The organism is Paenibacillus sp. FSL k6-2145 (assembly GCF_037976585.1).
GTDB lineage: Bacteria > Bacillota > Bacilli > Paenibacillales > Paenibacillaceae > Paenibacillus.
The window spans coordinates 3,606,901-3,628,795 of record NZ_CP150267.1 but is presented as its reverse complement, the minus strand read 5'-3'; the positions used below and the strand labels follow the sequence as shown (position 1 = coordinate 3,628,795).

Annotated in this window: 19 protein-coding genes and 2 other annotated features; of the genes, 6 read left to right on the top strand and 13 right to left on the bottom strand. The window is 46.4% G+C overall.

Features of this window, described 5'->3' with window-relative positions; genetic code table 11:
• Positions 1–558: 558 nt before the first annotated feature.
• The 7 genes from NZ043_RS15925 to NZ043_RS15895 form a co-directional block, all read right to left on the bottom strand.
• Positions 559–2,118: a 2-isopropylmalate synthase gene (locus NZ043_RS15925; protein WP_339308848.1), complete on the bottom strand. Its 1,560-nt coding sequence runs from the start codon at positions 2,116–2,118 to the stop codon at positions 559–561.
• Between the two features lie 332 nt (positions 2,119–2,450).
• Positions 2,451–2,790, bottom strand: a binding site (T-box leader).
• A gap of 66 nt (positions 2,791–2,856) precedes the next feature.
• Positions 2,857–3,215, bottom strand: a binding site (T-box leader).
• 91 nt (positions 3,216–3,306) lie between these two features.
• Positions 3,307–4,362 (bottom strand): tRNA (adenosine(37)-N6)-threonylcarbamoyltransferase complex transferase subunit TsaD, encoded by a 1,056-nt coding sequence (gene tsaD / locus NZ043_RS15920; RefSeq protein ID WP_133386735.1) that lies wholly within the window; start codon positions 4,360–4,362, stop codon positions 3,307–3,309.
• Positions 4,359–4,880, bottom strand: coding sequence for a ribosomal protein S18-alanine N-acetyltransferase (rimI, locus tag NZ043_RS15915; RefSeq protein ID WP_036668955.1), 522 nt, complete (start codon positions 4,878–4,880; stop codon positions 4,359–4,361). Before rimI ends, tsaD begins: the two co-directional genes overlap by 4 nt.
• Positions 4,881–5,078: 198 nt before the next feature.
• Positions 5,079–5,933, bottom strand: a complete 855-nt coding sequence (tsaB, locus tag NZ043_RS15910; RefSeq protein ID WP_206105812.1) for a tRNA (adenosine(37)-N6)-threonylcarbamoyltransferase complex dimerization subunit type 1 TsaB — start codon at positions 5,931–5,933, stop codon at positions 5,079–5,081.
• Positions 5,930–6,412, bottom strand: a complete 483-nt coding sequence (gene tsaE / locus NZ043_RS15905; RefSeq protein ID WP_133386734.1) for a tRNA (adenosine(37)-N6)-threonylcarbamoyltransferase complex ATPase subunit type 1 TsaE — start codon at positions 6,410–6,412, stop codon at positions 5,930–5,932. Before tsaE ends, tsaB begins: the two co-directional genes overlap by 4 nt.
• A gap of 267 nt (positions 6,413–6,679) precedes the next feature.
• On the bottom strand, positions 6,680–6,856 hold the full coding sequence (locus NZ043_RS15900; RefSeq protein WP_026081228.1) for an H-type small acid-soluble spore protein: 177 nt from the start codon (positions 6,854–6,856) through the stop codon (positions 6,680–6,682).
• A gap of 4 nt (positions 6,857–6,860) precedes the next feature.
• Complete coding sequence (locus NZ043_RS15895) at positions 6,861–7,157, bottom strand: hypothetical protein (RefSeq protein ID WP_036668952.1); 297 nt, start codon at positions 7,155–7,157, stop codon at positions 6,861–6,863.
• A gap of 264 nt (positions 7,158–7,421) precedes the next feature.
• On the opposite strand from NZ043_RS15895, the gene NZ043_RS15890 reads away from it, so the two are divergent.
• From NZ043_RS15890 to ligD, 5 genes are all read left to right on the top strand, one after another.
• On the top strand, positions 7,422–8,336 hold the full coding sequence (locus tag NZ043_RS15890; protein ID WP_133386733.1) for a Ku protein: 915 nt from the start codon (positions 7,422–7,424) through the stop codon (positions 8,334–8,336).
• Positions 8,337–8,653: 317 nt separating this feature from the next.
• On the top strand, positions 8,654–9,523 hold the full coding sequence (locus NZ043_RS15885) for a VOC family protein (protein WP_133386732.1): 870 nt from the start codon (positions 8,654–8,656) through the stop codon (positions 9,521–9,523).
• A 177-nt stretch (positions 9,524–9,700) separates the two neighbouring features.
• Positions 9,701–10,813, top strand: a complete 1,113-nt coding sequence (locus NZ043_RS15880; protein WP_339308847.1) for an endospore germination permease — start codon at positions 9,701–9,703, stop codon at positions 10,811–10,813.
• A gap of 35 nt (positions 10,814–10,848) precedes the next feature.
• Positions 10,849–11,799, top strand: coding sequence for an RNA ligase family protein (locus NZ043_RS15875; protein WP_339308846.1), 951 nt, complete (start codon positions 10,849–10,851; stop codon positions 11,797–11,799).
• Positions 11,800–11,870: 71 nt separating this feature from the next.
• Entirely contained in the window at positions 11,871–12,761 is an 891-nt protein-coding gene (gene ligD, locus NZ043_RS15870) for a non-homologous end-joining DNA ligase (protein WP_091033789.1), read from the top strand.
• A gap of 55 nt (positions 12,762–12,816) precedes the next feature.
• Here ligD and NZ043_RS15865 read toward each other — a convergent pair whose 3' ends face one another.
• Positions 12,817–13,728, bottom strand: a complete 912-nt coding sequence (locus NZ043_RS15865) for a YitT family protein (protein ID WP_036611290.1) — start codon at positions 13,726–13,728, stop codon at positions 12,817–12,819.
• A gap of 348 nt (positions 13,729–14,076) precedes the next feature.
• Positions 14,077–15,516, bottom strand: a complete 1,440-nt coding sequence (gene cls / locus NZ043_RS15860) for a cardiolipin synthase (RefSeq protein WP_133386728.1) — start codon at positions 15,514–15,516, stop codon at positions 14,077–14,079.
• A 376-nt stretch (positions 15,517–15,892) separates the two neighbouring features.
• Here cls and NZ043_RS15855 point away from each other — a divergent pair, with 376 nt between their 5' ends.
• The gene (locus NZ043_RS15855; protein ID WP_091033797.1) at positions 15,893–17,251 is read left to right on the top strand and encodes a hemolysin family protein; all 1,359 of its coding nucleotides are present in this window, start codon (positions 15,893–15,895) and stop codon (positions 17,249–17,251) included.
• Between the two features lie 120 nt (positions 17,252–17,371).
• Here NZ043_RS15855 and NZ043_RS15850 read toward each other — a convergent pair whose 3' ends face one another.
• From NZ043_RS15850 to NZ043_RS15835, 4 genes are all read right to left on the bottom strand, one after another.
• On the bottom strand, positions 17,372–18,961 hold the full coding sequence (locus tag NZ043_RS15850) for an alpha/beta fold hydrolase (protein ID WP_339308844.1): 1,590 nt from the start codon (positions 18,959–18,961) through the stop codon (positions 17,372–17,374).
• A 52-nt stretch (positions 18,962–19,013) separates the two neighbouring features.
• The gene (locus tag NZ043_RS15845; protein ID WP_339308843.1) at positions 19,014–20,114 is read right to left on the bottom strand and encodes a DUF5808 domain-containing protein; all 1,101 of its coding nucleotides are present in this window, start codon (positions 20,112–20,114) and stop codon (positions 19,014–19,016) included.
• A 23-nt stretch (positions 20,115–20,137) separates the two neighbouring features.
• Positions 20,138–20,533, bottom strand: a complete 396-nt coding sequence (locus tag NZ043_RS15840) for a GntR family transcriptional regulator (RefSeq protein ID WP_339308841.1) — start codon at positions 20,531–20,533, stop codon at positions 20,138–20,140.
• 215 nt (positions 20,534–20,748) lie between these two features.
• Positions 20,749–21,822, bottom strand: coding sequence for an AI-2E family transporter (locus NZ043_RS15835; protein ID WP_249911539.1), 1,074 nt, complete (start codon positions 21,820–21,822; stop codon positions 20,749–20,751).
• Positions 21,823–21,895: the final 73 nt, after the last annotated feature.

The window sequence follows — 21,895 nt, the reverse complement described above, 5'->3', positions numbered from 1 at the left end:
TTGTTAAGGATGAGTATTGAAGGTATGCACCTTATGTTTTTTATGTTCCATGAGATTGAACTCTAACAAACGGAGGTTGGGAGAGCTGTTTTGGCTTTTGTCAAATTTACTCGAATGAAGAGAAATATTTTTATCCCCCTTCCCCTCACACTTATCCACAAGAAAGCAAGATAGCAAGCACATTAATAAGCTTAATTATACAGCGGTAGAATAGCCTTTTACACACAAAAACCATATTTATCCACTAAGTTATCCACTTTATCCACAACTTTGTGGATAGTAAGGAGTCATTCTATCCCCTAAACCCTTTTCGTTTCGAAAACTATACTGGTTTGACTTTGCGGTAGTTACCCACAAATTACACTGGATATGTGGATAACTATAGTCACACCTTGACAAATGCATTCTCCCGCTACTCAATGTTCCTCCATAATAAGACAAAAGCAGACCTTTGTCGTTCAAGGCCTGCCCGTCATTTATTTACTATATGCCATGCATATTTACATCAAATCGCACTTGCTACTATTGCCGCTGTAGATGCGATCTGGCAAAGATGTTTTACGCATGCGCTTCTTGTTCATGATGTTCGGAAGACTCGGCCTTCAGCCCAGCAGCATTACAAGCCGCTACATACGCAAGACCGGCAGCCATGACGATATCATTATGTGTTGCCGTTCCCCGGAACTCACGCCCTGCACGCTCCACAGTAACTACTGCTTCTGCACTTGCACCTTCTCCCCCACTCAAGGCATGCATCTCCATATCAACAAATGCAATATCATCGGAAATGCTCTGACCAATCGCACGAATGGTCGCATCCACGGGTCCACCGCCAACAGCGGAGTAAGATTGTTCTCCAGCGCTTGTGCGAATACGTACGGCGGCCATTCGATCCGTCATGCTGCCCGCCGTCACCTGCAATTCAACCAGTTCATAGTCCTGTGCAGGAATATTCATGGTCTGGCTAACCATCTGTAATAACTGGTCATCACTGACCACTTTTTGCTGGTCTGCGGTTTCTTTGAACACCTCATATAATTGCTCCATCTGTTGCTCATCCGGTTCAAAACCGTATTTGCGAACCCGATCCTTCAGGGCGTGACGACCGGAGTGTTTGCCCAAAATAATCATGCTGCGCGGAATACCCAGCGCTTCCGGGTCCATAATCTCATAGGTATTCCGATTCTTCAGCAGACCATCCTGATGGATGCCTGATTCATGCTGGAACGCATTACGTCCCACCACCGGTTTATTGTATGCAATCGGGAAGTGCATCGCCCGGCTAATCTGCCGTGAAGTTTCATATAGCTGATTCAGCTTAATGTTCGTCGTTGCACCAATCGCGTCTCCCCGAGTCTCCAGCGCCATAATCAGCTCTTCCAGTGCACAGTTCCCCGTCCGTTCTCCGATACCATTAATGGTCACTTCAATCTGGGTAGCTCCATTGGCAATCGCAGCCAAACTATTGGCTACGGCCAAGCCCAGATCATTATGACAATGAGCACTATAGCGAACCTGATCGCCGCCTCTTGCACCCTCACGCACCCGGCGGAACATCTCACCATACTCATGTGGCAGAGCATAACCGACCGTATCCGGCAGATTAATAATGCTCGCTCCAGCTTCAATGGCGACTTCAACCATTTCAATCAAATCGTCCATCTTGGTACGGGCAGCGTCCATAGCTGTGAACTCTACGATGTCCGTGAACTGACGTGCATAAGATACCATCTCACGAGCGGTAGCCACCACTTCACTGCGCGGACGGCGCAGTTGATGCTCAATATGAATATCCGAAGAAGAGATAAACAGGTGAATTCGGCGCCGTGCTGCATCCGCTGTTGCTTGAACAGCTGCATCGATATCACCTTTGGCCGCACGCGCGAATCCACAGATCTCCACGTTCTGCAACTGTCTCGAAATCGCCTGAACCGCCGCGAACTCACCTGGACTGGAGATCGGGAATCCAGGCTCAATGACGTCGATACCCAGAGAAGCCAGTTGGTGTGCCAGTTCAATCTTTTGCTCGGGTTGCAGACTTGCTCCTGGTGCCTGTTCTCCATCGCGCAGTGTTGTATCAAAAATCTCAATCATGCGTTTGTTATTAGTTGTTGTCATATCCATCAACCTCCATCAAATTTTATAATCATTTTTGTTACGATCCACGAGGGTAAAACACCTGTTGATGATCTCCGTCACTGTTGTTATATATTTTGTTTGTAAACGCGTATGTTATTTGTAGCTTAGTCCTTGGTAATCATTAAAGCCTGTTGAATTTTTAGTGCCTATACTTGATGTTCGATGTTCATTACTCGTTACATATCCTGCTTACCCTCATAACAGAGTGTACGTCGACTTACACCCTGACCTTCTGACTTTTCAATCTCCATATGGTTCTTCCCATGCCCACCCTGCTGCCGGCAGCAAACACAAATAACCCGCCATCTCATATAAGAGACGGCGGGTTATTATCCCCTCCGCGGTACCACTCTTGCTTGATGGGCCAGGCTTGCGCCAGACTCCATCCACCTCGTCGTCTCCGAGATCCAATGGATTGTGCATGTGCACACGACACCACTGGAATTCGGAGAAACACCCTATAACGGGGGTTAACCGTTGCTATGTAACACATGTTATTGTCCATCAGGACAACTGGGAGATTGATATCGTCCCCACGCTTCCACAGCTCCGTTCCCGGGCGAGATTCGAATGATTCCAGCCACTGCGTCGCACCACCCCGCAGCTCTCTGAGCGCTTTATCGTTCTACTGCTCCCGTTCATCACATTTATAATATGACCTACTTCATTCATCCTTATTTTGAAAATCAAAAAAAGCCTGCCACCTCATGCAATAATGCAAGAGACGACAGGCTGTTCACCTTCGCGGTACCACTCTTGTTGACTTCCTTCCTGTTCATTCAAGACAACTCCTGAATGCTTTCGCATATCCGGATCACTTGAAGCAGCCTGAAAGCCCCCTCAGTTATCGTCAGTCGATCCTTGAAATAACGGTCCTACCGACAACGGCCCATTCACGGAGGCAACCCGTAACCATGTACTTTGGGCCATGATCGGCCTTCGGATTCTCCCAGGGAGTCACCGTGTTCCATCGTTCCGCTTCCAGGTGAGTTTCAGGTTTCCTTCGACTGCGTTGCACCATACCGCAGCTCTCTAAGACCGGGAATGACCTTACTATTCCTGTTCATCGCGTTTATCAGTTCAGGAATCTGAATTCCTGTTTAAATTTGTAACTAAATATACATTCTTTACATCCCTGCTGTCAACTCTTAATCTCAAACTGCCTGACTATACGGATTGAACGGACCATTCCTCCAGGGAAAGTCCTGGATCTGCCTTCGCATCAAATTCAGCAATTTCTCCCCGCTGCCATTTCAGATACGCAGCCGCTCCAATCATGGCCGCGTTATCCGTACAATATTCCATTGGCGGGATTAACAGTTCAAGCCCTTCCTTCGTGCATCGCTCCTGTAATGCCAAGCGTAACCCCCGGTTAGCTGCAACACCACCACATAATAACAGTTGACGTGAACCATACTCACGAACTGCTCTAACGGCTTTCTCCACCAACACTTCAACAACAGCTTCTTGGAAACCACGTGCAACCGCAGACGGCTCCAAGGTTTCTCCGCGCATTTTGGCCTGGTTGAGCGCATTCAGTACAGCAGACTTCAGACCACTGAGACTGAAATCGTACGAACCTGCTTCCAGCCATACCCGTGGTAATGGCACTACGTCCTCCGCTTCAGATGCCATCCGATCCACATGCGGGCCACCCGGATAAGGACAACCCAATGCACGTGCTACTTTGTCATACGCTTCGCCTACAGCATCATCACGTGTACGACCAATCAGTTTGAACTTACCCTCGGATTCCATATGCACAAGTTCTGTATGTCCACCAGATACGACCAGTGCCATCGCTGGATATTGCAGTTCATGAGTAAGTCGGTTGGCATAGATATGCCCGGCAATATGATGTGTGCCAATGAGCGGTTTGCCCAGTGCCATGGCCATCGTTTTGGCCGCAACAATACCCACCAGCAGTGCACCGACCAGCCCCGGACCTTGCGTCACGGCAATTGCACTTAGATCACGTGGACGAATGCCGGACTGTTCGATCGCCTGTTCCAGCATCAACGTAATGACTTCAACGTGTTTGCGTGAAGCCACTTCAGGTACAACACCACCAAATGCCTTATGCGTCTCGATCTGACTTGAGATCAGATTGGACAGCACTTCCCGTCCATCTTTGACTACTGCTACCGATGTTTCATCACAGCTTGTCTCCACCGCCAAAATGTAGGATGGTGCAGAATTTATTTTTTCATTGAGTTCGTTCATGAATCCAGTACGCTTCCTTCCTCTTCGCCGCTCCGGCCTGCAGACGGCAAGTTCGCCCACATAATCATCGCATCTTCCCCATTATCGGAGTAATACCCTTTACGAAGACCCGCCGATTCAAACCCTTTTTTCTGATATAAACGCTGTGCAATGCTGTTCGAGACTCTGACCTCCAGCGTCATTCGTTCCATCCCGAGATAAGCCGCTGTGCTCATTAATTCATCCAGTAACTTTTCGCCAAGCTTGCGTCCACGATACGCGCCTCTGACTGCAATATTGGTAATATGGGCTTCATCCATGATTGTCCACATACCTGCATAGCCAATGGCTTTTCCTTCTAATTCCATCACCATATATTTAGCAAAATGATTGTGTGTCAATTCATTTTGAAATGCTTCTTCCGTCCAGGGCAGGGTAAAGGCCTCATGTTCAATCTCCATCACATCGGGAATATCCGCAAGTGTCATGAACCTGAACTGAAGCGTTGCTTCCTGCTTATTATTCGCCACGTTGTCCATCTGCTTTCCCCCCTTTAGTGCGTGTTCAAAAAGACCGGTTTTCAGTACCGAGAAGATGGGATGAAGCTAGAAATGGAGTAGCGGAGCGTAGGGAAAACTACGTGAGCAACGGACATTTCGGCTGAATTCCATAATCGATGCTGATGATGCCACCAGGCATCCTTCGTAATCAAAAGCGGACTTTTTGAACAACCTCTTTCAGCCTTTGCGCAGAAGATTGGCTTCCGCTTCAGACAGCTGAGTGTAGTTCGGCACCAGCGCATGCACGTCATCACGCTGACCTGCAAGCAGCGCGGCGGCGCCAAGGCGCCCAACCCAGCGGCCTTCCAGCTCATAAGGTACGAGCTGGAGTGCCGTTCCTGCGGGGCAGCGAAGCTCCGCCGCTGCCGCAGCATGAGGGCCCGTCTCGCCGACGATCCAGACGGCTGCGGGCCGCTCTTCCGGCGCCGCCTCCGCCATGCGGGCGGCGAGGGCTTCCAGCCATCCGTCCATCTTGCGGATGGCATCAGGCGCCAGACGCCGGGGCGCATCGCTCCCGGCGGAGGCAAACAGCGCGGTGCACGCTTGACCGCGCCGTGCATCCACAAGCGGAACGATCCAGTGGACAGGGGCAGCACTTGTGCTGCCCTGGTCCGCGGATAGCGTTCCGCCAGCCCCTGCTGCGGCATCCTCTGCCGCAGCTTCCGCCTTGGCAGCGAGGCCGCTGTGCCAGCCGCCCCAGGCGATGGCCTGAAGGCTGGACACCCCGGCTACGGGGATGTCCCACGCCCAGGCCAGTGTCTTCGCCGCGGTCACCGCAATGCGGATGCCCGTGTACGAGCCTGGGCCAACGCCAACGGCAATGCCGTCCAGTTGGCCAGGCTGTGTGTTGCTGGCGGCCAGCAGCTGCTCCATCACCGGTACAACGTGTACCGAATGGTTGCGCTCAGCCCGTTCATTGCGTTCTTGCAGAAGCGCATGATCTTCCATCATCGCAGCTGCCATCACTGCGGTGGATGTATCCAACGCCAAAAACCGCTGACGCGGCTCTTTTTGTAAATCTTCCATCATCATTTGACCCCATTCTGTCTGAACTGTCGGCACATGGCTGCATAAGTCTCGCCGTACCCATCCAGTGTAATCGTTCGATCCTCCAGGCCCGTTGTTTCAATCTGCACATGCAAGTGCTCTTGCGGCAGCAATTCGGGAATGATACTCGACCACTCCACCAGACTGACTCCGGCTCCATAAAAATATTCATCAAGTCCAAGCTGATCCGCTTCTTCCAGCGATATGCGATATACATCCATGTGATATAAAGGCAGACGCCCTTCGTACTCCTTGATTAGCGTGAATGTGGGACTGCTTACCACATCACGTACACCCAAATGCCAGGCAAATTTCTGTGAAAATGCCGTTTTTCCCGCGCCCAGATCACCATCCAAAGCAATCACCATGCCGGCGTTTGCCTGTCTGGCGAGTGCGGAAGCGAGTGCTTCTGTATCTGCAATGCCATGGGATTGATACACCCACTGCTCGTGCGTCTGATTCAATATTCGCCCCACCTTTGGCGGTCCAGCCGCCTGAGTTCACTTTGAACCTTATTATATCGGTCCCTTTCTTCCCCCGCAACATCCAAGGAGGCAAGCGGAAGTATAACATGCATTATTAGACGTGTCTCAAAACTCGCTTCCTTCGAAGTTTCAAACACCTACTGGGAAAAACCAAAAACCGGCACCTCTCGGTACCGGCCGTGTTATGCATATATTTCAGCTTTTATTCATTCTCGAATCCCTCAATAAACTATATGTTACTTGTATCTACTCCTCCAAGCGATCCACACGTACCGTCTGGGTATTTCCCGGTCTGCTGCCAACCTGAACGGTCGCCATGCCATTCGCTTCATCCACATTCTCGATCCAGACTGGATCTCCCTCCAGCGTAACGGCAATGGTATCCTTCGAATCATAGATCGCTTTGGCGCGCTTTGCATCCATCATCTTATTCATACTCCCCTTCCGGATCATCATGTGATTCTCGAACCATGCTGTCTGTTGTACTTTCACCAATATAACCGTTATCTTCCGTAACCTGTCCACCGCCTAACCCTTCATTCACCATCCGGTCAATGTCGAGCATGAACGACTCCCGATCAAGGGGCAATTCTTCCGAAGTGACCGCTTCCCAATTCACAGCTGTTGCGGGTGTATAAAATTCTTCAGCACTTTCGGCTTCCGCAAGAGGATATGGAGAAAATGCATGCTTGTGTGCTTCTTCCTCATCACGTCTGTTCTTCAATATTGCACCTCCCGGCATATGTGCTGCGAGAATAACTACCTATCCCATGCCCATCTTCCTGTCGGAATTCAAGCATGTTTCTGTTATCATCCCCGAGTCTCGCCGAACCATACGAATTCGTTCGTCCATTAGACGATTATCCCTTGCGCCAGATGCCCATACTATTAAATATAAATCCGTGTTCAAAAAGTCCAGTTTTCAGTACCGAGAAGATGGAATTTTTGAACAACCTCTAAAAGGTACCTCAATGAAAGGAGCCGATCTATGCATACCGTCTGGAAAGGTGCAATCAGTTTTGGCCTTGTGCATGTCCCTGTCAAAATGTTCTCGGCTACCGAAGACAAAGACATCTCCATGCGCTATATCCATAAAGTCTGCGGTAGCCCGCTCGCTTATGTTCGTCAATGTCCCTCCTGTGAAGTGGACGTCAAGTGGGAAGAGATTACCAAAGGCTATGAATATGAAAAAGGAAAGTTTGTACTCTTCGAGAAAGATGAATTGGAAGCGTTAAATGATTCCACCGGCAAAACCATTACCATACTGGATTTTGTCGACTTGACTGAGATTGACCCGATTTATTTTCAGAAAACATATTACCTATCGCCCGATCAGGCTGGTGGAAATGCCTACCAGCTCTTGATGAACGCGATGCGGGATACCGGAAAAATTGGCATCGCCAAAATCTCCATTCGCTCGAAGAGCAGTCTGGCTGCCATACGTGTGCTGGAAGATTGCCTCTCCATGGAGACAATTTTCTACCCGGACGAGATTCGCCCTGTCTCCCAGGTGCCCAACTTGCCGGAAGTACAGAACGTGAATGAGAAGGAACTCACGATGGCAAAGCTGCTGATTGACCAATTGTCCACGCCTTTTGAACCCGGTAAATACACCGATGACTACCGCAGCAAACTGCTGGATCTCATTCAGCACAAAGTGGCAGGCGAAGAAATCAAGATTGCTCCAGCCAAACCTGAAGCCAATGTAATGGATTTGATGGCTGCCTTACAGGCTAGTATCGAGGCCGTGAAGCCTATTCCGGCTGACCCTGGGACAACAACGGCCAAGCCTAAGAAACGTGCACCGCGAAGAACGCCTGCTCAAGCGGTTGCCGGAGGAGAATCCGATACACCTGCGACACCAGCCAAAAGAAAAAAGGCGACACCCAAACCAAAAGTTTGAATGTCGCTAAGGCAAGACCGATTCCGTTATATAACTCATGTAATGAGGTTTACTCCGATCCGGCTTCACAGTCGGATTTTTTTGTTTTACAGAACTATGGAAACAGTTCTTGTCAGTAAAACTCCAGCTATAATCGTAGAATACGATTGACGAAAGCTGATTTATATTTTATATTAACTTATGAAAAGTAACTTATTTATAAATATACAGTCACGCTGTAATTCTGCTTTAACAGTATGCAATTAAATAATCCGTTTTCAACGCATATACACAATCAAACGAGAACCCATATTATCTATGATCAGGAGGAAACAATCATGAATACAACGTATCAAATCCCTGCCACAACCCATCTGGGTGAAGTGAGTCTGCGAATTATGAACCTAGATCGTTCAATTAAGTTCTATACCGAAGTGGTTGGATTGAAATTACTGGAGCGTAGTGACAAAGTGGCTACGTTGACAGCAGACGGAAAACAGTCCCTGCTGCGATTGGAAGAGCTCACGGATGGAATTACCCTGCCGGAACGCTCACACGCTGGCTTGTATCATTTCGCCATCCTGCTGCCCGACCGCAAGTCCCTGGGTCTTGCTCTTCGTAATCTGGCTGCATCCGGTATCGATATCGGCCAAGGCGATCACTTGGTCAGCGAAGCCTTCTATATCTCCGATCTCGATCAGAACGGGATTGAGATCTATGCTGACCGTGCACGTGATACCTGGAAACGGGATAGCGACAATAACTACGTGATGGCAAGTGATCCGGTTGATGTGGAAAGCTTGTTTGCCATATCGGAGAATGAACCTTGGCAGGGTCTGCCTGCTGGCACCGTTATTGGTCATGTACATTTCCACGTCCGCAGCCTGGAAGAAGCCCGCAACTATTACGCCGGCATACTCGGTTTTGATATCGTGGGTAACTTTGCGAACATGTCAGCACTATTTGTATCCGCAGGCGGCTATCATCATCATCTGGGACTTAATATCTGGGCAGGAGTGAATGCACCTGTCAATCCAGATAACGCTACAGGAATTGACTACTTCACCATTGTGTACGCCACAAAGGAACAATTGGATCAGGCACTTGAACAATTGCGTCAATCCGGTGCAGTCGTTACACAAGTGGAGGGTACCTGGTTTACGGTAGACCCACAAAATATTCGTATCCGTCTGACAACTGCGAACTGATTTTGTTTAGGCGTTACAATATGTTTGCTTAACCTCATTTTATTAAGCCCGGGTAACTGATTTCTCTACATCTCAGAGAGATCGGCTGCACGGGCTTTTTGAGTTGGCTTTTATAAAACTGGCACAATTGGTGCATTCTAACCAATACATAGACAAGATATGTTAAGGAGATACCTCATGATCGAAAAGGGACGTTTGACTGTTAGACAGCTCGCTTCACTCATGTTCCTGTGCACAATTGGGGAGCAGATTCTGGTCTTCCCTTCCATGATCACATCCTACGCTCATCAGGATGCCTGGTTATCAGCCTTGTTGGGAGTCGCAGGGGGCCTTGGCATACTCTTCATTATGCTTGTTGCCTACAAACTGCATCCCCGGTTAAATCTGATTCAAAATGCCCTTCGAACACTGGGACCCTGGATCGGGACCTTGTTTGGCTCTTTTTATCTCTTTTATTTCCTGATCAGTACCTCAACGTTCATTAGGGAGATTGGCGATTTTATGTCTACCCAGATCTTGCCGGAATCTCCATTACTGATTCTGCATATGGTTTTTATGTGTGCGCTTGTCTGGGGGCTTCTATCGGGTCTGGAGAGCATTGGTAAAACTGCTGAGGTCTTTCTTCCGCTGATCGTGTTGTTTCTGCTTATTCTGACGGTATGTCTAATCCCTCATGTACATTTGGCCAACATCCAACCTGTGCTTGCACAAGGATTTCTTGATCCATTCAAAGGTTTTGTTGCTGTACTCACATATCCCTACTGTGAACTATGCATCTTCATGATGCTTTTTCCCTACACAAAAAAAGAGCCCCATCTGGAGAAGGACATCCTGTTAGCAGGGATGATTGGCGGATTGTTACTCACACTGACGCTCAGTATGTGTCTGCTCGTTATGGGACCATGGATGACCCAGCATCACTGGTTCGCTTCATTCATCCTTTCACAGAAAATCAATATCGGAAACTTTATGCAACGCATCGAAGCCTTCATAGCATCGGTCTGGATTATCGCTGTTTTCTTCAAAGCCGCTCTGTTCTTCTATGGTTTTGTCCTGGGCGTCGCTCACCTGTTTCGCTTGTCCAGTCACCGTTCTCTGATCCTGCCGGGTGCCATGCTTATTCTCGCCATGTCTATTCTAATCTCTCCGAACGAGAACTTTTATCTCAAGGTTGTTATTCCTTATTGGATTGATTGGGATCTGACCTGTGGCGTAGCACTTCCGTTACTTCTAACTCTGGTGCATCATATGAAGTCCCGCTTCAAAAGATATAGTAAAATTCCGAATTAACCTGCGCTAATTGGTGTACGAGAGAGGAGTTCCCCATGTTCAAACCGTTGATTCCGTTCGAACCTATCTCCAGAGATACTTTGCCCACAGGTCCGCAATGGATTGCCCAGGTCAAGTGGGATGGAGTCCGCATGCTTGCCTATGAGGACGGGCATGAGCTGCGCCTGGTGAATCGCAGATTACATGATCGAACTGCACAGTATCCCGAGCTGGTAACACCACGCAATTTATGTTCAGGCTCCTCTTATATCTTGGATGGAGAAGTTATTGCGCTGGACCCAGACACCGGAAAACCTTCGTTTTATCACGTTCTGCGGCGGGATCGGATGAGCAGACCCGAAGGTATCGCCCAAGCCATACATCAGATTCCAGTCACATATATGGTATTTGATATCCTGTTTTATGAGGGGAAATGGGTGACGGATCAGCCTTTGGCAGATCGACAGCGCCTGTTGCACGAGGTCCTTAACACCGCTCCCCATGTTCAGGAGGTCACCAATACACTTGATGCCGCTTCCCTACTTACGGTCATGAGACAACATCAGATGGAAGGCATCGTCTGCAAGGATCTCACCAGCAGTTATGGCATACAGGGCAAGGACCAGCGCTGGCAGAAGGTCAAAATCATGCATGATGTATATGCCATGATCGGGGGAGTCACGTACCGGAGCGGTATTGTAAATGCCGTCGCGGTTGGTGTATATGATGGGCCTGATTTTGTCTATATTGGTCATGTCGGGACTGGCAAATTGAACTCTAATACGTGGCGGGAACTCACACATCAAGTCGAGCCTCTGATCAGGCAGGACAGACCGTTCCATAATGTACCCGAGCGCAGTGCAGAGACCACCTGGGTGGAACCGCAAATAGGAGTCAAAGTGCAATATATGGAGCTGACCCACCATAACACTCTACGCCATCCCAGTATTCAGACCTTTGCGGATGTAACCCGCGAGGATTGCCTGGCGAACCAGCTTCTTCCATGATGAAGAGTTCGCTGCACTCGTGTTTCGGCCCATGTTTCAATAATTCATTAAGCATATAGGAGGTGTTCCATATGGCCCCCAAGATCCAGGGAACCATCATAATAGAAGGCACTGAGCTGACGGTAACGAACCCGGACAAGCTCTTATGGCCGGAAGCAGGTGTTACCAAAGCCATCTATCTGCAAAAGCTGGCCGCTCTGGCTCCTTATCTGCTCACGTATACGAGCAATCGACTTCTCACCACGATAAGATATCCCCACGGCGCCGGAGGAACATTTTTCTATCAAAAGAATGCTCCTGAGCCTGTACCAGATTATGTACACACTGAAGTTCACGACGGCATCCGCTACGTGGTCATGAATGGACTTCCCGAATTGTTATGGCTTGGCAATCTGGCTGCACTTGAATTTCATCCTTCTCTGCATACTGTGGGAAGCCATCTGCCCAGTGAATGGATGATTGATCTGGACCCCTCTCAGGAACATGAGCCGCGGATCATGCAAGCTGCACTCATCGTTGGCGAAACCCTGACTTCCCTTGGTCTGAGGTCCATTCCCAAAACTTCGGGCGCAACAGGAGTTCAGATCATCGTTCCCATTGTGCAAGGGGTAACCTTTGATGAATTGAGAGAGGTTGGTTATTTTGTAGGCAAATATGTCACTCAAAAGCACCCGGATCTGTTCACACTGGAACGACTCAAAAAGGACCGTGGAGACCGCATTTATTTTGACTATCTCCAGCATTATGGAGGCAAGACCCTTGCCGCTCCCTATACACCACGTGCCAAATCTGGCGCCACTGTCTCTACACCCCTTACCTGGGATGAGGTTAGAAGTAACGTCTCCATCCAGGATTACCATCTGATGAACATTATTGAACGCTTGAACCAAACCGGTGATTTAATCGCAGCTGTTGAACCCCAACCCGTTGAACACATTCTCAAACATTTGAAGAAAAAATAGCCGACTCCCTCATCATAAGGGTGTCGGCTATTATCATTCATGCGTATATCAATCGCTAATGGATACCTTTTTTCTTGAAACGTCCGCCCTTCACGTCATGAATGTTACCGATAGCCACAAAGGCTTGCGGGTCCCAATCTTCAACGATGGTCTTCAGCTTCGCTTCTTCCAAACGGGTGATCACCACAAAAATGATCTTTTTCTCGTCCCCGCTGAATCCGCCCTCTCCATCCAGGAAAGTTACACCACGACCAAGACGGTCTGTCAGGGCTGAACCGATATCACGATACTTCTCACTAATGATCCATACCGATTTGGACTGGTCAAGTCCTTCATTCACAATATCAATCATCTTCATCGCAATATAATATGCAATCATGGAATACAGGGCATTCGGCCAGCCGAATACAAATCCTGCACCTGCGAAAATAAACACGTTAATGAACAATACGATCTGTCCTACAGACAAAGGTGACTTCTCACTAAGCAAGATGGCCACAATCTCCGTACCATCCAGTGAACCGCCAGACCGAATGACAAGTCCAACACCCACACCCAGGATCAATCCGCCAAATACAGCTCCGAGCAAAGGCTCCCCTGGTGTTAATGCAGGAACATGGTGCAATAATGATGTCCCGATGGACATGACCACAATCCCCAGCAGCGTGGATAACGCAAATGTTTTACCAATCTGCTTGTAACCCAGAATCAGGAAAGGCAAGTTGAGCAAGGTCAGGAATACTCCGAGTGGCAAATTTGTAAGTTCTGACACCATAATTGAAATCCCCGTAATCCCACCATCAATAACACCATTCGGTACGAGAAACACTTCAAGCGATACAGCCATTAGTGCAGCACCGATCAGAATCATCACAATACGTTGCAGCAACTTTAATGTAAACACCGAGCTTTTGACCCCGCGGTCAGCTTGCTTGGCTGTTAGTTCTTTCACCGTTACATTGGACATGGTATCCCCCCCGTTAAATCAGTGTGTGAATCCATTTTATAAATCATTTAAATACTCAGGGTGAATCTACATATGGAGAACAGCAAACTGCGTTCTATATGTACCCTGGCTATACAGCGCAAGCATCTAAAAGCGATATAAAATGGATTCAAAATGTTATTCATCCCGGTTTGCACTTTCAAAAGAGAGCAAAAGGGAGCCTGTTTTCCCGCAGACTCCCCTCCTTCGCCAAGACATGATTTATATATCTATTATATCATAAAAGATCAAATTTGCGCAAAATACTTAGCAAAAAGAAGATAAATTCACAAAAAGTGAACTTATCTTCAGAAATCTGCCCTAAATCGGCTAAAGAAGCGGAGAAAGCATCCGAGAAAGCATTTCTGCGCCTTTTTGCCGTCGTGAACGCTTCTGAAATACCTCCCCATCGATCTGACTGCATTCCCCGAGATCACGTTCAAAGTCAGTGATCAAACGACGAATCGGAGAGGATTCGAACAGGACAGCCGTTAACTCAAAATTGCAAAAAAAACTGCGCATATCCATATTGGCCGTGCCTACCGTTGCAAGCAACTCATCCACAATCATCACTTTGGCATGTACAAAACCTTTGCGATATTGGAAGAACTCAACACCTGCTCGCAGAAGTTCCTCTACATATGAAAGGGACGCCAAATGAACAAGCTTTGAATCGGATTGATACGGAATGATAATTTTCACATCAACGCCACTGACAGCAGCTGTTTTGAGTGCCTCATACAGGGCAGGATCAGGAATAAAATAAGGGGTGGTAATGTAAATCCGGTCACAGGCTACCGAAATGGCCCCAAAACACATTTCCTGAATCGCATCCCAGTCCTGATCCGGCCCACTGGCCAGAATCTGAATTCGTTCTTCCCCGCTACAGATATGAGGTGGAAACAATTCCGCAAGCTGGGGTTCGGTAATTCGCTCACCGGAAGCCAATTTCCAGTCGTTAAGAAACGTACTTTGCAGGAAATATACAGCATCTCCCTCGATCTGCACATGTGTATCCCGCCAGAAACCCACCTCCGGATATTGTCCAAGGTAATCATCGCCTACATTGATGCCACCCACGAAGCCAACCTGTCCATCCACAACGACTATTTTACGGTGATTCCGGTAGTTGACTCTTCGGTCAATCGTGGCAATCAGTGGCGGTAGAAAATAATGAAACTCCACACCTGCATCCTGCAGTTTGCGGATAAAACTCCAGCTCATCTTGTGACTGCCGAGACCGTCACATATAAACCGAACCTTCACGCCCTCCTGTGCCTTGCGAATCATGACATCCTGAAACTTCGTACTGATCACATCATCACGGAAAATGTAAAATTCCACATGCAGATGGTGCTTTGCTTTTTCCATTTCCCTCAGCATTGCCGCAAATGCCTCTTCACCATTTGTGAGCACCGTACTGTGGTTACAACCTGTAATCGGGCTCTCTGACAAATGGGATAACAGGTTAAACAATCGATGCTGGTGACTGAAACGATCTCCAGGCATCTGTTTGACATCTCCAATGATGTGGGCTTGTTCCCAGATCGTTTCCTTCATTTCACGGAAGATGCGCGATCCACCCTTGCGGAGTTTTTTTCGTTTGTTATAATCCTGCGCCACGAAATAGTACACTACAAAACCGATCAAAGGAACGCAGAACAAAATAAACAGCCAAGCCACAGCTTTAGCCGGATTACGAAATTCCAACAAAAGAATTGTAGCTGCCTGGAAAATAAATACGAGTAATATAATGACCAGCCAGAACATTCGGCTTCCTCCTCAAGTGGCAAGCTTCATGACCTTGCCCTTCTCTCACCTACACAGCTTTGACGATTCTGTATACAGCTAATCATAGATACCCAATGTACCCCCTATTCGTAACGTTTGCTTAGATAAAACTTTACATAAGCAGACGGAATACTCCATTCTGGAAATTCAAATTTCTACTTTGTTCATTGTATATTCTGACTGTGTTACCTTCTACATATCAGTTTAATGATGGAACAGATTCGCATTGTGACGCCAATCTGCTCATTCCACCTTCCAGACTCTTCCTCATTTCTTTGTCTGGAGGTGGTCTTCTTACGTAAAATTAGATATAATAATCGTTAAAAACTTATTACTTAAAGGAGAACAGTAGTGAATGGACAGTGAGAGGTATGCGTTAAATTTAGTATTGGTTGCGATTTTGATAGGACTTTCGGCGTTTTTTGTCGCAGTGGAATTCGCTCTGGTACGGGTTAGACCGAGCCGGATCGACCAAATGATTGCAGAAGGAAACAAGCGTGCGCTGGCTGTTAAACAAGCCGTTGCCAATCTGGACGGATATTTGTCTGCCTGCCAGCTTGGAATCACGATTACATCTCTGGGACTGGGCTGGCTGGGTGAACCAACGGTAGAGAAGATTCTCCACCCTGTGTTCGAAAGCATGCAAATTCCTGAGGCGGTTTCTTCATTCTTATCGTTTGTAATCGCGTTTGCTTCCATCACGTATCTGCATGTTGTGGTTGGTGAACTCGCTCCAAAAACGATTGCAATCCGGAAAGCCGAGACTGTTGCACTGCTGACGTCTACACCTATCATCTGGTTTAACCGAATTATGTATCCTTTTATCTGGCTGTTAAACGGCTCAGCGAACCAACTGGTGAAACTGTTCGGAATCAAACCTGCTTCTGAACATGAAGATGCACACTCCGAAGAAGAGTTGCAGATCATTATTAATGAAAGCTTTGAAAGTGGTAAAATCAACCAAGCTGAATTCGGTTATGTAAGCCGGATCTTTGCTTTTGATGAGATGTTAGCCAAAGAAATTATGGTACCCCGGACCGATATGGTCTGCCTTTATGTGAATAGAACAAACGAGGAAAACCTGGAGATCATTCGTGAAGAACAATATACACGTTTTCCAGTAGTGAATGAGAGTAAAGACGATATCATCGGTATCATTAATACGAAACAATTCTTCCTGGAACTTTACGGAAACGATGAACCTGTTGATCTATCCTCCCTGATTCAGCCTGTATCGGCTGTTCACGAAACAACTCCTGTGAAGGACTTGCTCAAGAAAATGCAGAAGGATGGCGTACATATCGCCGTACTTGTCGACGAATATGGAGGAACTTCCGGAATTGTAACCATTGAGGATGTGCTTGAGCAGATTGTTGGTGAGATCCGCGACGAGTTCGACGCAGACGAAGTGGAAGATATTCAAGTCATCAATGAGAACTATGTCATTATGGACGGTAAGGTTTCCTTATCAAAGGTGAACGACATGTTTATGTCCAGCCTGGATGCAGATGAGTGGGACACCATTGGTGGATGGCTCTACAGCCATCGTCCCGAGATGAACGAACAGGAAGAATATGAGTTCGAGAATCTAATCTTTGTTTTGCTGGAAAAAGACAAGAATCGGTTCTACAAAGTGGCCGTTGTTCCCAAGGAACCACTGACCATGTCTGATTATACCGATGAAGACGAGAAAGAGTCCAATTGGTCTAAATAAAGCAAATTTATAAATAAAAAGAGGAACACTTGCCTATATTGGTAAGTGTTCCTCTTTTTATATCTCGCCCCATGTGTCACTTCCCATTGTTATCACTCAACCAAGATTGGAACTCCCGTTTTAGTTTGATTTTAATACCCACTTCGCAATATCATCGATAATGGCTTTGGAGACATTAGATGGCTCAGCGTACTCTTGACCGATTGAAAGTCCATCATAGCTGGATAAAAGATGATTTACCTTTGGATAGCTATTGTACGTTACATTGGAATGACCTTGCAGAGACGATTTCCAGGTTTGGAATTGATTCATAGACACTTGCACATCGTTTTCGCCTTGTATAACAAGCATAGGTGTATTTTGTGTTTTAGCCAGTTCCGCAGGTACATAATCTCTCTGCTCAAACCACCAATAAGCAGGTTGAAGTGGAAACGCCTCAGGAAGATGATCTACAGAATATTTTGGATCTTTAACCATCGCAGCCACATTTTTATAAAAATCAGCTTGCCCTTGAATGACATCCGTGTCTAAACCAAGCTGCTTCATCCGCTCTACCAATTCGTCCTGCTGCTCGGTAAGCACATCCGCAAAGCTACTACTTGGTGCAGCAAGCAGAATACTTCCTGCAATATCATGTTGTTTATCCTCAGCAATAATTAACGGCATTGCAAACCCGCCTTGACTATGTCCAGCTACAAAAATCGCTGTAGAATCAATATGTGCATTCTTTTTAAGCAATTCCACTGCATCGTTTACCTGATCTACGCTCTCTTGTTTTAATGTGAATTTAGGCTGTGAAGCCACCTTATAGGTATGCTCATACGTGACCTTATCGTATCTTAATACAGCAACTCCTTGTGAAGCCAAACCTACCGCAAGATCGCGAAACGGCTTTGCACCACCAATGGCAGCATCTTGATTGTTAGGCCCGGATCCGTGTACCAGAACGACAACCGGGAAAGGTCCCTCTCCCTTGGGCAAAGTTAATGTCCCTGGCAAAGCTAAATCACCCTGACCAACCGTAATGTTTTGTTCTGTATAGGCAGATGGGTCGTCGTAGCTTGGTTTTTGATACACATCTGGCGTAGCGGCGGCAATATGCAAATCATCCACAAGTCCGTTATGATTCATTCTGACCGTAATATTTATACGAGTTAGCTCTGTTTTGAACGTATAGGTAACATTGCGATGCACTGTATTATTTTCTACATGCTTAGCTATGGCTTCACTTGTAATTTTGCCATTTTGTCCTTCTAAAGCTCCCCACAGCTGGCTCAACAACGTGGGTGACAACACTCCACTCACAGAGGTATGAACATACTTGGCTGCCTCCTTGCCATCGCCCTCACTAATAAGGGAAATGAATATATCCTCAGGTTCTGCCTTCAGCGTCTCGGTAAGAAATGTCCCATCCATATAGGTAACTCCTTTCGTTAACTGAACAGGATTGTCTAAGGATATGGCTTGCCCATTCACCATCGCCTGTTTCTCTCCTACCTTAACTACAATAGTAAGCTCACTTTTTCGTATTGTGATTTCTCCTGTCTTTTGTTGCCAAGATACCTCTGCCCCATTCTTTTCTGCAATCTCACGAACAGGAACAAGATTTTCACTACCAGCGGATTTTTCAGCAGCTTCTGAGATGGATGTCACCGGAAGAATGAGACCTACGAAAGTAAGAGAAAGTAATAGCTTTTTCCAATTGTTCATTGTAATAACTCCTCCTAATCAGTTTTTATGTTATGCATAGATCTATGAGCATTTATTGGCTCAGAACTCTGCTTATAACAACAATAGCAATGATGAATACCAACAGGACCCAAGATAGTGGACGAGCGAAGTTAATCGTCCAGCCTATTCCATAACGCTTTTCTACGGTAAAAGAAGGATCATTGGCATTGAAGTAAATAAAACCAAGCTTCCAATGTTCATCGTCATTCACAGGCTGCTCCTTGGATCGTTCACGATCCTCTTGATGGTTCCGAATTTTCCCACCGCCTTGTCTGCCTGTGAGAGATAGCCCTACCGCGCCTAACAAGATCAGCACAGGGGTAATGAAGATAATACCTTTTAACAAGACGAGATTCGGGACGAACATATTCATCTGAATGAAGGCAAATAAAATGGTAAGAAGCAACCCCGTTATGATCGTAAATAGGGACCATTTACGGCGGAATTGAATATTTTCAGCAGCAAATTGGGCAGGATTAGACGCGGTAAGCTGTTGTTTGCTTGTTTTGATACTCCAGTTCACCAACATCATAAGTGCAATGATGCCTAGCTGCACAAGATTAATAGCCAGTACCGAGAGGTAGGTTTTAGGCGCACTGGAAATGACATGGCCCTGAAGATCATATTTCATTGGAATGACGTTAGGGAGTGCCTTATAATTCAGGATTGAAATGATTCCAATGGCTACAATAATAGCAATGTGAATGAGAAACCAATAGTTGGAATAGGTGAGTTTATTTTGACGGAAGGTGGTATCGATTTTAACCCGTTGAGGTGCGTCTACAGTTGTAAGTGTTCCTTTTATCTTTTTCATCTTGAAATGAAATAAGATGTGTAGTGCTGCCCAGTATACAATAAACAACACTGTGCAAACACCGGTGATCATTGCCGTAGACTTTTCATTAGCAGATGGGAGTAAATACAGACAGACAAGTATAATCATCCCGTTTCCGATCAGACTTACGGTAGCAAACGTACTCCGCAGCTTACGCAAGATGGGTGTGTAGTAATTATATTCACTTACCGTAACCCCAAAGCTGATTGTTTCCCTTGTCACATATGGTGCAAAAGATAGAAATACGGCTAATGGAGCAAAGATTAAAATGATAGGTAATATACTAAATAGTTGCATACATAACACACTCCCTCGATTCTTTATTCTTTGTTGTGACCCATCTTCACATCATCATACATTTGGTCTAACAACGCAGATAGTTCCTCTTTGGTCATTCCGCGACAGATCGCTTCGGCAATAATCGGTCTTAATTCTCTTTGCTGCTTTTTCAAAAAATCATCCGTTAAACCAGGCATTCCATCAGGGTTCACTACGACTCCCTTTTGCCTATGAACCAGAATGTATCCATCTTGCTTGAGTAGTGTATAAGCCTTGTTGACGGTGTGAAGGTTAACACCAATATCTGCGGCTAAATTCCGAACCGAAGGTAACGCCTCACCTAGCTGTAACTCACCACTAGCAATGCCTTCAATAATTTGATAAACAAGTTGCGAATAGATGGGAAGTTCGGATTGCATATCCAGTTGAATAATCAAGGGTTCACCTTCTTTTTGTTATCTGTTATATACCAAGTATAACAGCTATAACATAAGTGAGCAATATGTATGAAAAAAAGCCGCATATCAATGGCGAGGGCAAACCTACCTGACCCTTCACCATTGATATGCGGCTTATCCTGTTGAGCTTATCGATGTGATTCAATAACAAACATTAGTAGTGGCACATGACAGAGTGGTATTTCAGATTCCATTTAAAGTTCAGTCTTATCTTCGACAATCCGATAATGGATTTTGCGAACTATAATTTTCAGAATCATATACAGCGGAATCACGATGATCATACCCAAGATATTTCCCAGGTCAGCACCCACGAGCAAAAGGATAACGGTAGTCAGTGGATGAATATCGAGCTGTTTGCCATAGACGTAAGGTGAGATCAGATTATCCTGAATTTGCTGTGCGATTACAATGATGACCAGTGACCAGATCGCCATCGAAGGTGATTCGATAAACGCAACAATGACAACCGGAATAGCTGCCAGCAAAGCACCCACATAAGGGATGAAGTTTAGAATAATGGATACAACAGTCAGCAGCAAAGCGTAAGGCAAACCTAAGATTAGAAAACCGATGTACATCAGAATCCCTAGGGCTACATTAACAATAACCCGCCCAACAATATAGTTACTTAGTGCTTCATCGATCTCATGGACGGTTTCTTCCCCATCCTTCCGATAATGTCTTGGCAACAATAAGGTTAGATTCGTACCAAACTTGCTGCCTTCCTTGAGCATGTAATACAACATGATCGGGAACGTTGCCAGAATAATAACCAGATTGGATACCACGGAGAATAACCCGGAGACATAATTGGTTGCCTGAGTGATCCCTTGGCTCAGAACATCGGATAATCGTGAGAATAGATTGGAATCATCAGGCAGGTATCTGGATACAAAATTGCTCTTTTCAAGTGCATTCAACTGATCGCTGAGTGAAGTAACCAACGCTGGAGCATTCTCCACAAAATTCATTAATTGTTCACGCAGGGAAGGCCATACAAGCACACTAAAACCTGCAAGTATTAATGCAATTACGACATAAATAATCAGAACTGACAATGCACGTTTGATCTTATGCCTTTCCATATAATCGACAAGCGGGCGCAGCAGATAATAGAAGAAACCGGCAATCAGCAGCGGGATGATGATGATGTGAATCAGTGAGGTCAGGGGGCTGAAAATAAAGTTCACTTTATCCCCCAAATACACGATGAGCAGCAGCAGAATAATCGCTGTGCATATGCGGTAGAACTTGTTATTTATCAAGAAACGTGATCCCTCCATGCGCTGCTCTGCCAAAGTGACTGCGGCGTTCATATGTATATCTAGTCATTTACTT

Coding starts and splice junctions, on each gene's coding strand:
- tsaB (WP_206105812.1), bottom strand. CDS start 5,933: ATGATGATGGAAGATTTACAAAAAGAGCCGCGTCAGCGGTTTTTGGCG.
- NZ043_RS15865 (WP_036611290.1), bottom strand. CDS start 13,728: ATGTCCAATGTAACGGTGAAAGAACTAACAGCCAAGCAAGCTGACCGC.
- NZ043_RS15890 (WP_133386733.1), top strand. CDS start 7,422: ATGCATACCGTCTGGAAAGGTGCAATCAGTTTTGGCCTTGTGCATGTC.
- ligD (WP_091033789.1), top strand. CDS start 11,871: ATGGCCCCCAAGATCCAGGGAACCATCATAATAGAAGGCACTGAGCTG.
- tsaD (WP_133386735.1), bottom strand. CDS start 4,362: ATGAACGAACTCAATGAAAAAATAAATTCTGCACCATCCTACATTTTG.
- NZ043_RS15900 (WP_026081228.1), bottom strand. CDS start 6,856: ATGGATGCAAAGCGCGCCAAAGCGATCTATGATTCGAAGGATACCATT.
- rimI (WP_036668955.1), bottom strand. CDS start 4,880: ATGGACAACGTGGCGAATAATAAGCAGGAAGCAACGCTTCAGTTCAGG.
- NZ043_RS15875 (WP_339308846.1), top strand. CDS start 10,849: ATGTTCAAACCGTTGATTCCGTTCGAACCTATCTCCAGAGATACTTTG.
- NZ043_RS15850 (WP_339308844.1), bottom strand. CDS start 18,961: ATGAACAATTGGAAAAAGCTATTACTTTCTCTTACTTTCGTAGGTCTC.
- NZ043_RS15845 (WP_339308843.1), bottom strand. CDS start 20,114: ATGCAACTATTTAGTATATTACCTATCATTTTAATCTTTGCTCCATTA.
- NZ043_RS15855 (WP_091033797.1), top strand. CDS start 15,893: ATGGACAGTGAGAGGTATGCGTTAAATTTAGTATTGGTTGCGATTTTG.
- NZ043_RS15925 (WP_339308848.1), bottom strand. CDS start 2,118: ATGACAACAACTAATAACAAACGCATGATTGAGATTTTTGATACAACA.
- NZ043_RS15885 (WP_133386732.1), top strand. CDS start 8,654: ATGAATACAACGTATCAAATCCCTGCCACAACCCATCTGGGTGAAGTG.
- cls (WP_133386728.1), bottom strand. CDS start 15,516: ATGTTCTGGCTGGTCATTATATTACTCGTATTTATTTTCCAGGCAGCT.
- NZ043_RS15880 (WP_339308847.1), top strand. CDS start 9,701: ATGATCGAAAAGGGACGTTTGACTGTTAGACAGCTCGCTTCACTCATG.